Annotated in this window: 16 protein-coding genes and 1 tRNA gene; 4 read left to right on the top strand and 13 right to left on the bottom strand. The window is 33.7% G+C overall.

The window, feature by feature from the left end; all coding sequences use genetic code 11:
* Positions 1-228: 228 nt before the first annotated feature.
* The 13 genes from QZN33_RS05075 to QZN33_RS05135 all read right to left on the bottom strand — a co-directional run bounded on the left by QZN33_RS05075 (position 229) and on the right by QZN33_RS05135 (position 10,695).
* Positions 229-594 (bottom strand): desulfoferrodoxin family protein, encoded by a 366-nt coding sequence (locus tag QZN33_RS05075; protein WP_292746404.1) that lies wholly within the window; start codon positions 592-594, stop codon positions 229-231.
* Positions 595-651: 57 nt separating this feature from the next.
* Positions 652-1,026 carry a Fe-S cluster assembly scaffold protein NifU gene (nifU, locus tag QZN33_RS05080; protein ID WP_296789873.1) on the bottom strand — a complete coding sequence of 125 codons (375 nt, stop codon included), beginning with the start codon at positions 1,024-1,026 and terminating at the stop codon, positions 652-654.
* 2 nt (positions 1,027-1,028) lie between these two features.
* Positions 1,029-2,237, bottom strand: coding sequence for a cysteine desulfurase NifS (gene nifS, locus QZN33_RS05085; RefSeq protein WP_296789874.1), 1,209 nt, complete (start codon positions 2,235-2,237; stop codon positions 1,029-1,031).
* A 70-nt stretch (positions 2,238-2,307) separates the two neighbouring features.
* Positions 2,308-3,606: an O-acetylhomoserine aminocarboxypropyltransferase/cysteine synthase family protein gene (locus QZN33_RS05090; protein ID WP_296789875.1), complete on the bottom strand. Its 1,299-nt coding sequence runs from the start codon at positions 3,604-3,606 to the stop codon at positions 2,308-2,310.
* A gap of 414 nt (positions 3,607-4,020) precedes the next feature.
* Positions 4,021-5,367, bottom strand: a complete 1,347-nt coding sequence (gene cysS / locus QZN33_RS05095) for a cysteine--tRNA ligase (RefSeq protein ID WP_296789876.1) — start codon at positions 5,365-5,367, stop codon at positions 4,021-4,023.
* Positions 5,368-5,399: 32 nt separating this feature from the next.
* A tRNA-Cys gene (locus QZN33_RS05100) sits at positions 5,400-5,471 on the bottom strand.
* A gap of 78 nt (positions 5,472-5,549) precedes the next feature.
* A complete protein-coding gene (locus QZN33_RS05105; protein WP_295159663.1) occupies positions 5,550-5,930 on the bottom strand; it encodes a transcriptional regulator in 381 nt (126 codons plus the stop codon).
* A gap of 11 nt (positions 5,931-5,941) precedes the next feature.
* Positions 5,942-6,646, bottom strand: a complete 705-nt coding sequence (cysE, locus tag QZN33_RS05110; protein ID WP_296789877.1) for a serine O-acetyltransferase — start codon at positions 6,644-6,646, stop codon at positions 5,942-5,944.
* A 788-nt stretch (positions 6,647-7,434) separates the two neighbouring features.
* The gene (locus QZN33_RS05115; protein WP_296789878.1) at positions 7,435-7,623 is read right to left on the bottom strand and encodes a hypothetical protein; all 189 of its coding nucleotides are present in this window, start codon (positions 7,621-7,623) and stop codon (positions 7,435-7,437) included.
* A gap of 7 nt (positions 7,624-7,630) precedes the next feature.
* Positions 7,631-9,391, bottom strand: coding sequence for a hypothetical protein (locus QZN33_RS05120; RefSeq protein WP_296789879.1), 1,761 nt, complete (start codon positions 9,389-9,391; stop codon positions 7,631-7,633).
* Between the two features lie 169 nt (positions 9,392-9,560).
* Complete coding sequence (locus QZN33_RS05125) at positions 9,561-10,250, bottom strand: hypothetical protein (RefSeq protein ID WP_296789880.1); 690 nt, start codon at positions 10,248-10,250, stop codon at positions 9,561-9,563.
* Positions 10,251-10,266: 16 nt separating this feature from the next.
* The gene (locus QZN33_RS05130) at positions 10,267-10,413 is read right to left on the bottom strand and encodes a hypothetical protein (RefSeq protein WP_296789881.1); all 147 of its coding nucleotides are present in this window, start codon (positions 10,411-10,413) and stop codon (positions 10,267-10,269) included.
* A 15-nt stretch (positions 10,414-10,428) separates the two neighbouring features.
* Positions 10,429-10,695: a hypothetical protein gene (locus QZN33_RS05135; protein ID WP_296789882.1), complete on the bottom strand. Its 267-nt coding sequence runs from the start codon at positions 10,693-10,695 to the stop codon at positions 10,429-10,431.
* Between QZN33_RS05135 and QZN33_RS05140 the strand changes: the two genes are divergently transcribed.
* From QZN33_RS05140 to QZN33_RS05155, 4 genes are all read left to right on the top strand, one after another.
* Positions 10,689-11,201 (top strand): hypothetical protein, encoded by a 513-nt coding sequence (locus QZN33_RS05140; RefSeq protein ID WP_296789883.1) that lies wholly within the window; start codon positions 10,689-10,691, stop codon positions 11,199-11,201. The two genes, QZN33_RS05135 and QZN33_RS05140, sit on opposite strands and share 7 nt — an antisense overlap.
* A gap of 36 nt (positions 11,202-11,237) precedes the next feature.
* Positions 11,238-11,657, top strand: a complete 420-nt coding sequence (locus tag QZN33_RS05145; protein ID WP_296789884.1) for a hypothetical protein — start codon at positions 11,238-11,240, stop codon at positions 11,655-11,657.
* A gap of 231 nt (positions 11,658-11,888) precedes the next feature.
* The gene (locus tag QZN33_RS05150) at positions 11,889-12,104 is read left to right on the top strand and encodes a hypothetical protein (RefSeq protein ID WP_296789885.1); all 216 of its coding nucleotides are present in this window, start codon (positions 11,889-11,891) and stop codon (positions 12,102-12,104) included.
* Positions 12,089-12,580 (top strand): hypothetical protein, encoded by a 492-nt coding sequence (locus tag QZN33_RS05155; protein ID WP_296789886.1) that lies wholly within the window; start codon positions 12,089-12,091, stop codon positions 12,578-12,580. Before QZN33_RS05150 ends, QZN33_RS05155 begins: the two co-directional genes overlap by 16 nt.
* Positions 12,581-12,594: the final 14 nt, after the last annotated feature.

The following is a 12,594-nucleotide window of genomic DNA, read 5'->3' on the forward strand; positions in this document are numbered from 1 at the left end:
ATAAATTATACCATTAACAATATAAAGAGATAATCCAAGAGAGCATTTGAAAAGTAATACCCTGTTATTACAAAAAAATTCAACTCCTACACCTTAAAAATGCAATTCATCTCCGGCTTAAAGAAGCTGGAGAATTCTTGCACAACAATGTTAAAGTATTAATTAATAATAAAAGCAATATTAATAAGAGAAAATAAAAAAAAGAAAGTTTAAAAATTAATTTTAAACTTATTCACTGGACCAGAGTCCGTGTTGGTTACAGAATGCTAATGCTTTAACATCATCGGTTGAGTTTACAGTGAAAGTTGCTTCTGCAACATCTCCTGGTTTAAAGCATTTTGCGTATTGTTCAGCGCCTGCTTCAACAATAACAAATTCAATGTAGTGGTCGTCATCCATAGGGTGTGCTGCTTCACCGACTTTTACGGTTACTTTGTCACCATCGATTTCAACTACTGGTTTGTGTTTTGGAGATTTTTCTCCTTCAGTCTGTACAGGAAATTCAAGCATGTGGTCTGAACATACTTTTTCATCTCCTTCAGCTAAAACTTGGATAATACTTCCACAATCGTCACATTTTAATATTTTTGCCATAATAAACATCTCCTAAAAATTAGGTTAAAGATATTTTATTACTTAAAGTATTTATTATTATTGATTGTTTTCATAATAGTTTTCAATAGCTGCCTGAAGGCCGTCTGCAGCAAGGTTTGAACAGTGCATTTTAATTGGTGGAAGACCGTCCAGTTCATCTGCAACATCATTTCTGGATATTTTCAATGCTTCTTCCAATGTTTTTCCAACAGCAATTTCTGTTATCATACTGCTTGTCGCTATCGCTGCACCGCATCCGAAAGTCTGGAATGAAATGTCTTCAATTACTTCATCATCATTGACTTTAATATATATTGTCATCAAGTCCCCGCAGGTCGGGTTTCCGACAGTTCCAACACCGTTGGCGTCTTCCATCATTCTACAGTTTCTTGGGTTTGCAAAGTGGTCCATTACTTTTTCTGAATAATCCATAATTAACATCTCCTACAGTCATCGTGATCTTTTTTACACATTACACCATCATAGTCAAGTTCCTGATTCCATAACGGTGACATCTGTCTTAATCTTCCAACAGCTTCTGCAATTGTATTTACAAATTCATCAACATCAAAAGTATCGCTTTCAGGTGCCAATGATATCCTTAATGATCCATGTACATCAACAGGGTCAAGACCCAATGCAGTCAGTACAGGGGACGCTTCCAGAGTATTTGATGAACATGCTGAACCGGTTGAAGCCTGATAACCTTTCGCATCTAAAAGAAGAATTAATGATTCTCCTTCAATAGCTTTAAATCTGAAGTTTACAAGGTTTGGCAATCTGGTTTCTTTAGAACCGTTCAGGTAGGATTCAGGAATGGTAGTTAAAACTTTATCTATGAGTTCATCACGGATTGATGATAATTTTTCGTAATGTTCATCTAATTTGGCGGCTGCAATTTCGCAGGCTTTTCCAAATCCTACAATTCCAGGCACATTTTCAGTTCCTGATCTGATTCCTTTTTCCTGACCTCCTCCATGAATAAGAGGTACAACACGAGTTCCTTTCTTGATGTATAATGCTCCAACACCTTTCGGACCGTTGATTTTATGAGAAGATAACGAAAGCAAATCGACATTCAATTTCTCAACATCCACTTCAATTTTTCCGAAACTTTGAACGGCATCTGTGTGGAATTTGATTTTTTTCTCACGGGCAATCTTTCCAATTTCTTCAATTGGCTGAATAGTACCAAGTTCATTGTTAGCGTGCATAATGGTTATCAGGATTGTTTCATCAGTTATTGCATCTTTTAAATCTTCAATACTTATGATACCCTCTTCATTGACCGGCAGATAAGTTACTTTGAAATCAAGTGATTCCAGAAATCCTAAAGTATTTTTAACGGCAGGATGTTCGATATTTGTGGTGATAATATGTTTACCTTTTTTAGCTAATTTAAAAGCAATTCCTTTGATTGCCAAATTATCAGATTCTGAACCTCCGCTTGTAAAAATAATTTCTTCCGGCTTTGCATTAATTGCATCTGCTACTCTTTGGCGAGCCTGTTCTAAAGCTTTTTTAGACTCACGGCCAATTCCATAAAGAGTGGAAGGATTTCCGTACTCTTCAATGAAATATGGTTTCATTTCTTCAAAAACTTCTTCGCTAACTTGTGTAGTTGCTGAGTTGTCTAAATACATTTCATTATCTCCCAATTGTCTTTTTTAATATGGTAAAAACATTAACATTATAAATTAAATTAGATAGTAATTAAATACTATCTAAAGCCTGACTTAAATCTGCTATTAAATCATCCACATCTTCCAATCCTATAGATAAACGGATGAAATCTGGAGTTACACCAGTTGCCTCCTGCTCTTCAACACTTAACTGCTGATGAGTTGTACTTGCAGGGTGAATTGCCAGACTTTTTGCATCACCGATGTTTGCAAGTATGGAGAACAGTTCCAGTTTTTCAATTACTTTTCTTCCGGCTTCTTCTCCACCTTCAACACCGAATCCTAAGATGCCTGCAAAGTTATCTTTTAAATATTTCTTGTTGATTTCATAAGTTGGATGTGATTCAAGTCCAGGATAGTTGACCCATTTAACTTTAGGGTGTGATTCTAAAAATTTAGCTACTTTTAAAGCATTTTCGGAGTGTCTTTTTACTCTAACATCAAGGCTTTCAAGTCCCTGGAGGAATATGAAGCTGTGTACAGGTGCCTGGGTTGCTCCAAGATCTCTTAAAAGTCTTGCTCTAATTCTTACAGTAAAAGCAAGATTTCCGAGTTCAGGAACATCACCGAATGCATCCCAGAATACAAGTCCGTGGTAACTTGGGTCAGGTTTTGTGAAGTTTGCAAACTTGCCGTTTCCCCAGTTGAATTTACCGGAATCAACAATGTATCCTCCTATTGCAGTACCGTGGCCTCCGACATATTTGGTTGCTGATGATGCAATGACATCTGCACCATGTTCCAAAGGTCTGACTAATCCTACACCGACAGTATTGTCTACAATCAATGGAATGTCATGTGAATGTGCGATTTCTGCTAATTTTTCAAAGTCAGGTACGTCCAGTTTAGGGTTTCCGATTGATTCAACATAGATTGCTCTGGTTTTTTCATCAATTGCATCTTCAAAAGCCTGCAAATCCTGTGAGTTTACAAATTTGACTTCTCTTGCGAGATCCTTGAAAGTGTAATTGAATAATTGGTAAGTTCCGCCGTAGAGGTTGTCTGCAGAAACGATGTTGTCTCCAGGTTCTGTTACATTTAAGATTGCATATGAAATTGCTGCAAGTCCGCTTGCAGTTGATATTCCAGAGTTTCCACCTTCGATAGCAGCTATTCTTGCTTCAAATACATCGCTGGTAGGATTGGTTAGTCTGGAGTAGATTTGTCCAAACTCTTGAAGGGCGAATCTCCTAGCAGCTTCATCTGAGTCTTTGAATACGTATGAAGTGGTCTGATAAATTGGAACTGCCTGTGCCCCAGTTACGGGGTCTGGTTGTTGTCCTGCGCGTACACCTAATGTTGCTAATCCGTAATTTTTATTATCTGTCATTAATAATCACCTTAATTTTTGATTTTCTGTAAAATATATCACGTGTTATATTTACTATATAACAATAGTTATTTTTTATATATAAATGTTTTGTATGCCTAAATGCAAAACAAAAAAATAAATTATAACTAATGTTATACAGACATAACATATGTTATTTTTAGTATATAAACATTGTTATATTTTGAAAAAAAATTTGATAAAAAATAATTAAAAATCTCAAAAAAGAAAAAAATAAAAATATAATAAATAAAAAAACTAATTTAAATTTAAACCATAAATCTAATTTCAATCAAAAATTGACAATATTGCACATATACAAAAATAATACTATCAATTTTTATCGCCAAAATATTATCAAAATAACGTAATTACACTAAAAAAAAATAAGAAAAATAAAGAGAATAATTCTCTTTAGTCATTGATTTCATAACCTAATGCCTGCAGGTTATCACGGATTTTATCTGATAAGTCATATTGCTTGTTGGCTCTTAACTCTAATCTAACTTCTGAAATTAAGTTAAGCAAATCGTCAGATCCTGCAGAGACTTCTTCAATCTCAAAGCTAACTCCCAAAATATGAGCAGCATCATCAAGGAATGCTTTGATAGCTTTTTTATCCTCATCTGAATAACCACTTAAATCGTTTTTGGTGTCATTAATCAAACCGAATATTGCAGCAATGGCTTTTGGAGTGTTAAAATCATCATCCATGCTGTCAAAGAACTCTTTTTTGTGAGGAGCCAGTGCATCGAATTCATATTCTCCGTCATCAACTTCAACATCCAATAACTCATAGTATTTTCTGATTCTCTCAAGACTTTTTTCAGACTGGTGAAGAGAATCTTTTGAAAAGTCTATAGGGCTTCTGTAGTGAGTGGACAGAACAAAGAATCTGAATGTATCCGGTTCATAGGTTTCAAGAAGTTCACGGATTGTAATGAAGTTGTGGAGTGATTTTGACATCTTTTCTCCGTTAACATTTAAAAATCCTGTATGTAACCAGTATCTTACCATCGGTGATTTTCCGCTGACAGCTTCCATTTGTGTGATTTCCGCTTCGTGGTGAGGGAAAATCAAGTCCAGCCCTCCACCGTGCACATCATACTGTTCTCCGAAGTAGTATTCGGTAATTGCAGTATCTTCAATGTGCCATCCAGGTCTTCCGTCACCCCATGGAGACGGCCAGGTCGGTTCATCAACTCCTTCACGTTTTTTCCAGAGCGCAAAGTCCTGCTGATTTTTCTTGGAAGTTTCTGCGATTTCACGATGGGATTCCAGCTCTTCAACATTCCTGTTTGAAAGTTTTCCAAATTCTTCAAATGTATCTATTTCAAAATAAACACCGTCATCGGTTTCATATGCAAATCCCTTATCAATTAACCTTTGGATTTGGTCTATGATTTCAGGCATATGATCTGTTGCTCTTGCAAATAGATTAACGCCGTCCACATTTAATCTGTGCATGTCTTCACGGTATCTTTTTTCAAATTTGCGGGCAAGTACATCTGCAGGAATTCCGCTTTCTTTTGAACGGTTAATAATTTTATCATCCACATCCGTGACATTTTGAATGTAGAATACCGCATATCCTTTGTACTCCAAGTATCTTTTTATTGTATCAAAGGAGATGTAGGTTCTACCATGTCCAATGTGAGCATCATCATAAACGGTAGGACCGCATACAAATAAGTTAACTCTGTTATCGTTAATAGTCACAAAATTCTCTTTACTGCGAGATAAAGTTGAATAAATTTCCATAAAAAATAACCTCAAAAATAGTAATTGTAAAAAGGCAAGTGAGGGATTTGAACCCCCGTATTATGGTCTGCAGCCACACACCTAAGCCACTCGGTAAACTTGCCACTAAAATTAATAGGATAATAAAATATTGGTAATTAATAGTTTAAATAGTTTACTATTTTTTCCAATATTTTACAAATTTACTTAGCTTCAAGTTCAGAACCGATGCAACTTTCACAATCTTCACTAAGTTCAGATTTATCAATGTTGAGCTGTTCTAAAACATCAATAGTTCTTACGTTTTTGCATATCTTGCATGTTCTTGGAATCAAATCCGCTTTGGTTGCTTCACCTTCAGACAATTGGCGTGCGAATTCATGAATCATGCCTCTTACATTATCATCCAGTTTTATTCCGCTACCTCTTTTATCTGTAATGTACTGGGAAACTGCAGGTTGAGTAATGTCCATAAGTTCGGAAACATCTTTCTGCTTCATCCCCAAATTTAAAAGTTCTTTTGCTAGTTCTGATCTAATAGCTGGTATTACATACCATACTACGATTTCACAAGGTGGTTTCATAAAAATCCCTTCTATTTTTTAAACAAATCCTCTAAATCCTGTTGTTCATCTCTGATATCTTCAGTTAAACAAATTCCATGTTTTTCAAATAAAATCTCAAAGCGTTTATCATTATCTTGAAGATGTTTTTCAAGTGTCCTTAATGCGTCAGCCACTGGGTCAGGAAGTTTGTCGTGATCAAGGTCAACTTTCTTGCGTACCCCTTTATGCTTGACAATACGGCCAGGAACTCCCACACATGTAGATTCCGGAGGAACATCCTTCAGGACAACTGCTCCAGTACCTATTTTTGAGTATTTTCCAATTGTAATGTTACCCATTACTTTAGCGCCGGCTCCGATAATCACTCCATCTTCAATAGTTGGATGTCTTTTTGTTTTTTCAGTACTAGTTCCTCCAAGAATTACACCCTGGTATATCAGAACATCATCGCCAACAATCGCTGTTTCACCAACAACAACACCCATCCCGTGATCAATGAAAACTCTTTTTCCAAATGTTGCGCCTGGATGAATTTCAATTCCAGTTATAAATCTGGCCAAATTTGAATTCATACGGGCAAGAAGTTTAAGAGAATGATTCCACAGCCAATGACTTACTCTGTGGAAAAGCAATGCATAAAAACCTGGATAGCACAAAAATATTTCCAGTGTGGAACGTGCCGCCGGGTCCTTATCTTTTACAGCCTGAATCTCACTTCTTAAACCATCAAACATTTGAAAACTCCAAGTTTTATAATATTATATAATATAACATATAGTATAAATATTATTCTAAATATGATTAACAATTGTGCTCTCTCTGTTTGTTTATTTCTGTGTTTTGAGAGATAAATAACTGATTATACATTGTTGTACATAAATGTACATCAAAGTTTTTAGTTCACAATTGTTATATAGCATTTTATAACACATAGTATAAAAACTTTTAGGACAACCCAAAAAAAATAAGGGGGCCAACCAACTACAAAAATGTAGTCAATTGACCCCCTAAACCTAAAAGAGATAGTGTATCTATAGAAACAAAAACCCAACAAAACATCATACCATGAGCAATTTATAGAAAGTTGTGAGAGTAACTCTCAAATTATAATAATTCTATAAGCTTTTAAATAAAATTATTTTACCATCATTCTTTTATGATTTAATAAACGTAGGAATTAGTTTATTTAAATATTTTAGTTTTACATCCAACAACATTTCACATTCGCTGCTACTAATCATGCTAGATGGTCCATAAAAAACCCCATGACATAAATATTCAATTGGGTACTGTTTCTACAATAATATAATCTATACAATCTTTAACCAAATTGTAACAGATTGTTCTATAAACTATCCAACTTGAACTGCAGACGTGCAATCTCGGACTCAATCTCATCACGCTCATCATCCAAACAAGTCAACAAACGAAAATTCAAAGCCTTAATCTTAGCACGAATAACATTCCGTTGATTAGTCTCCTTCAAAACCTTATTCTCTTTAATAGTTAACATACTACCACTTTATTGAACATATTTATCATAAACAAGTTTAGATTCATCAGTAATATCATGTTTATGTCTTGCCTCATTTATCGCAACTTGTTTTTCCAAAACTTCATCGGTGAAACCTTCTTCCTCCATCAACTTTTCAACCTCTGCTTGTTTACGATTCAAATTCCATCCAATAACCTTCTTAATAGGATTAAACATAAAAGATTTACCCCCTTGTAATTACCATAACACTTTTCTGTGAAATTCCATTAATATAACTCTGGAATTCAGATTTAGAACGATATTCAATATATCCACAATAACAATCATTACATGACCTGTAACCTAAACTGTTCTGGACATTAATGTTACTGTCATTCACAGCATTAACGACTTCATAATGGCCGTCAGACAGACGATAGAGATTATGGATAATGCAATCTTGATTTTTGGAATTAACGATTTTTTTAATTCCATCCCAACCAAGTTCGCTGAAGCTATACCATTTAACAGTTAATTTCACACCTAATTCTTTAGCTGCTTTTGCAATAGCAGTTTCCAAACCTTGATGATCTGTACCTCCACTACCAGTTCCGGCCCATCCTGCAAGGGTAGCTTGAGGAATCACTTTACCAGTCAAGTTACGTATACATTCCTGCATACTATGAGGTCCACAATAAACTCCATTGTTTTGACCCATATTGTTACAGCCGGATTTGGTTGCATGGCCGTATTTGGATTTAGTGGTTGAAGTATTTTTATTTGAACTAGAAGAAGATGAGGAAGCTGTGAATCTACCGGAATCATAAGTGCAATAATTAGGTAAAGTCTTATTATGACCATAATACCAGACAATAATCCTTGCCAATGCATCAATACTTACACGTGGCCTAACTCTCTTCTTGGATTTCACACTAGTCACATAATTAGGAGCTTGACCATTCTGTTTAATATACTGTACAACCCTTTTGGATTGGTCTTTGAAATCAGATGGATAAACTTCCTCTTTAATATTATCCCCTACTGCTTTAACACAAGATTTAACACTTGGAACAGATGATAAACTTTTTCCAAGATTATTAACATGCCATGAGAAGATATACCATACCTGAGGCCAAGTATACTTCACATTAGCAATAGTTACTGTGGAAGGCAATTTCTTATTTGATTCAATATACTTTTTCACAGTAGTGGCTAAAACCTTAATGTTAGCTGCAGAAATACCAGTAGACTTAGTAGTAGTTGTGGTTTTGTCTTGCAATGAATTGAAGTTAAAATTAACAGATAACCCATAACGGAATAACATTATTCCTTTGGCACCGTTACTTATACAGGTTTTAGCATCATTTAATATTTCAGTACTTGATAATGCAACAGGGTTATCATCAGATTTATAGGACTGCAAACCACTCCAAATCTTAGCTTTACCGCTAAAGAATTTTGTAGTTGATTTCAACCAGTCCGCTCCACCTTTATAATTGCCTTTGTACTGCATTGGGATAACTGCATCAACAATTTTGCCCAATGAGTCTATGTCTTGCCCATAATATTTCTTGCACTCTGTTTCAGGCATTACTGCACAAGACAAGAACACTTTTGGATTTTGAGCACGAACTTTTTTCACAAAATTAGTAATAGCATCTGCGCCACCTTCAGTTTTATATGCAGTTCCAGGATATCTTAAATAATCAAGATGAATTCCTTTAACATTAGCTATACCCACATATTTCTTGATCTCTTTTAACTTCGCATTCAAGTTAGTTGTTTTAGGGTTATGCCATTCACCATCATAGAAGCATTGTACCCAAATATGCACGTTAATATTATTTGTTTTCGCTTTTTTAATCCAAGATGCGACCTTGGATTCTCCATGTGCTGTGAAAGCATAATAGTTTAAGAATATATCTGTAACTCCATTTTTCTTTAGAGTTTCAAGATTTACTTTATTCATGTCTGCTCCAAACAGCCAATAACCAAAGTTTTTCATAGTCTAATTCTCCTTTAATTTTTTTATTCTTTGTTGTTTTCGAGTATGCATTTGTTTTTGACTAGATAACAACACTTTTCCAATTCTTGGTCGCATGTTCTTCTGTAACAGCAACCTTGACAAAAATCAGTATTCTTTCTCATAACAATCATCTAAAAAAAGATTTATTTTAAGTTACTTGGATTTGTACAGTCTCCGATAATCCCATAACATTAGCAGTAATAGTTTTATTTCCTGTACTAGTTGGAGTATATGTTACACTAAATTCCCCGTTAGAATCAGTAGTACCATATAATCCATACTCATCAATAGTTACTGGAATATCTGATAAGATTGCACTTAAATCTCTATTAGTACAATCTACTGTACTACTATATCCTGGAACACTCCATTTGATTATTCCATACTCAACAATAAGACTAGATAAACTAGCAGTACCCAGTCCTCCAGTTCCACTTATATTTTCAACAGTTAGAGCAGTTCCCCCATCATTATATCGATAAAGATATACTTTATGGTCTTGGTCAAGATAAATTACCTCTCCACTAGCTAATGTAGGGATAGTAGGAAAACTATATTTACATCCAACAGGAGTTTCAGTATCAGCAAGAATCGATTTAGAAGTTGGTGTATTTGCTGCAATACCACAGAAATTCACCAATTCATTAGCCACAGGAACACCATTATTAGTTAAAAGAGCAGTAAAAGTAACAGTTTCATTAACATTCAAAGTATCCTTATCACAAGTTAAAACTAACACATAACCGCTAGGTTTTTGGTATAAAACTCCACCATTACTTGTAACAATAGATTGTACTTCTTTGTTTCCAATCATCACAGTTTTCGCATTAGTAAACAATACTATCACCTCTATTTTAACTGGATGGTGGAGTATACACTACAAGATTCTTAGTTTCAGTAGAATCATCAGTATATGTAATAGTAACTTGGACTGTGGAAACATTATTAACATCACTTAATGGATGAGTATGCGCTATTGTTTTCAAATCATAATCTGGCATAAAAAATAACCCCCATTATTTTTCTTCAAATATAAATTCAACAGTTTCACTTTCATCCTCACATTCCACACCAAATACATATTTTTTATTTGGTTCCAGACTGGTTCCTGCACTAATGTTTCCTTTGTCATCTGTCATGGTTGTTGCAAGATGATTTCCGTTAATAGTGAAGGTGATCTGTTTTTGTATGTGACTGGTTTCGGCGTGTATTTCATAGTATTCGATTGGATGGTTTTCTTCTATTTCTTCGATTTTTTTCGATATTTTTATTTGTATTGACATTTGGTTTTTCACCTCGAGTTTTGATTATAAATCAACAGAAAAATGCTGATTATGAAAGTGATAATGTAAAAGATAAAAATAATATTCTTAATTATAATCTTTGGAGCATGGGGGATTATTCAAATACTCTTGGATTTAACAATAATGGTGGAACTGGATTAACAGTAGTTAGAAATAATGAATGGGCAGTTAATGGAAGTTATAGTGCTAAAGCAACATTTTCTACTGATGGATATATAAGATATAAAATGGATGATGCTTCTAGTCTTGCAGGTAAACAAGTTAGTTTTAAAGCAAATGTGAAAAATAATTCATCTGTCCGTCTTGATCTATTTGAATATTATGAAAATAATTTTCATATTCACTCTACTTTGATTCCAGGAAATTCAAATAATTTATTTAGTGTTACTGTTAAACTTAATGAGGATACAAGTAAATTGTTATTAAGTATTAATAGTACTGGTCTTAATGTAGTGTATACTGATAATTGGCAATTAATTGTGTAAGTAAAAGATAAAGATTTAACATACTTATTCTATGATATGGGGGTTATATCAAATTACACTACTAATTATGTCTTATCTACAAATTTACTAGTTAAAACAGTATCAAATGAACATACTCTTCTAAAATGCAACACTAATTATGGACATTGTTTCATTATCAACAGTAATAAAAATTTTTCACACCCTCTTAAAATAGAATTTGACATTGATTCAATAAGTAGCAATCATTATTTCAATATTTTCGATGAGGATGCCGAAGTTCGAGTTACCCTTCCAACTATTGGGCATTACATAATCATTATCCCCTCAAATGGCATAATAACAGCAACATGTAATGGGAATAATGTATCTGTTAATTCCAATAATCCAGTTACAAATCTAGCAAGATTATCATTTTTTGTTGTAAATAATGGGGATTATTTGACATTTAAAAATGTAATAATATATTCCATTTAATAAACTAATTAAGTAAAAGATAAAAATAATCTCATCTCCTTTGATTACTGGAGCGGTGGAGACTACAACGGATTATCAGACTTAACATCAACCCAATATGTAACAATATCTATAGACTCCAATTATTCCACCAAAGGAGACCACTCATTTAAATTAGTTAATACAGAAGCATATCGTAATATCCAATTTAAATTAGACAACATATTAGCTAACACAACATATAATCTCAAAATGGATATAAAAACAAATAATGAATCAAACTTTTCATTAGTTGAAAGATCATCTTCACAAAGTGTAACTTTATTAATCCCTGCAAATGAAAACTGGGAAACATACAATTTAACTTACACCACTCCTAATAATCCAACATGGCTTAATTTCTTTATAAATCCTAGAAACGCAAATGCTACTGTTTATATAGATAATATTCAATGTTATATTCAGTAAAAGATAAAAATCAAACTTACATTAAATATGATTTAGGCGTCCTCACAAATCATAATGATATTTGGACAATTTCAGACACATGTAATTTAACAAGAGGAAATGAACATACATTTATTAAAGAATCATCTGTTTCTGATTGGAACGTTGTAAGAGTAAACACATTAATCCCAGTAAATACCAGAATAGAATATGATTTCAAAGTACATGATGGACTAGTTTCTGACTTCTTTTGCGCATTAAGTAAAACATTAACAAGCGGTTACATCAATGGTGCAGGGTTAGGACATTTCAATGGAACATTTGATACTTGGTATCATATGGTTATTGATATTAACTCCTCATCAGCAGTTTTTAGTTGTAATAATGCAACAAGAAGTATTAATTATGATTCATTGGAATCTGTAAGTTTCTATTATTGGTTATCTCGAGATATTAGTGAGTTATCGTTTAAGAATTTAATAGTGACTATTTTGTAAAAGATAAAACTAAT

It is taken from the genome of uncultured Methanobrevibacter sp. (assembly GCF_900314615.1).
In the GTDB taxonomy this organism is placed as follows: Archaea; Methanobacteriota; Methanobacteria; order Methanobacteriales; family Methanobacteriaceae; genus Methanocatella.

Bases quoted from the DNA above. Each gene is read 5' to 3' on its own strand.
- QZN33_RS05075 (WP_292746404.1), bottom strand. From the start codon at position 594: ATGGCAAAAATATTAAAATGTGACGATTGTGGAAGTATTATCCAAGTT.
- nifU (WP_296789873.1), bottom strand. From the start codon at position 1,026: ATGGATTATTCAGAAAAAGTAATGGACCACTTTGCAAACCCAAGAAAC.
- nifS (WP_296789874.1), bottom strand. From the start codon at position 2,237: ATGTATTTAGACAACTCAGCAACTACACAAGTTAGCGAAGAAGTTTTT.
- QZN33_RS05090 (WP_296789875.1), bottom strand. From the start codon at position 3,606: ATGACAGATAATAAAAATTACGGATTAGCAACATTAGGTGTACGCGCA.
- cysS (WP_296789876.1), bottom strand. From the start codon at position 5,367: ATGGAAATTTATTCAACTTTATCTCGCAGTAAAGAGAATTTTGTGACT.
- QZN33_RS05105 (WP_295159663.1), bottom strand. From the start codon at position 5,930: ATGAAACCACCTTGTGAAATCGTAGTATGGTATGTAATACCAGCTATT.
- cysE (WP_296789877.1), bottom strand. From the start codon at position 6,646: ATGTTTGATGGTTTAAGAAGTGAGATTCAGGCTGTAAAAGATAAGGAC.
- QZN33_RS05115 (WP_296789878.1), bottom strand. From the start codon at position 7,623: ATGTTTAATCCTATTAAGAAGGTTATTGGATGGAATTTGAATCGTAAA.
- QZN33_RS05120 (WP_296789879.1), bottom strand. From the start codon at position 9,391: ATGAAAAACTTTGGTTATTGGCTGTTTGGAGCAGACATGAATAAAGTA.
- QZN33_RS05130 (WP_296789881.1), bottom strand. From the start codon at position 10,413: ATGCCAGATTATGATTTGAAAACAATAGCGCATACTCATCCATTAAGT.
- QZN33_RS05135 (WP_296789882.1), bottom strand. From the start codon at position 10,695: ATGTCAATACAAATAAAAATATCGAAAAAAATCGAAGAAATAGAAGAA.
- QZN33_RS05145 (WP_296789884.1), top strand. From the start codon at position 11,238: ATGGGGGTTATATCAAATTACACTACTAATTATGTCTTATCTACAAAT.
- QZN33_RS05150 (WP_296789885.1), top strand. From the start codon at position 11,889: ATGGATATAAAAACAAATAATGAATCAAACTTTTCATTAGTTGAAAGA.
- QZN33_RS05155 (WP_296789886.1), top strand. From the start codon at position 12,089: ATGTTATATTCAGTAAAAGATAAAAATCAAACTTACATTAAATATGAT.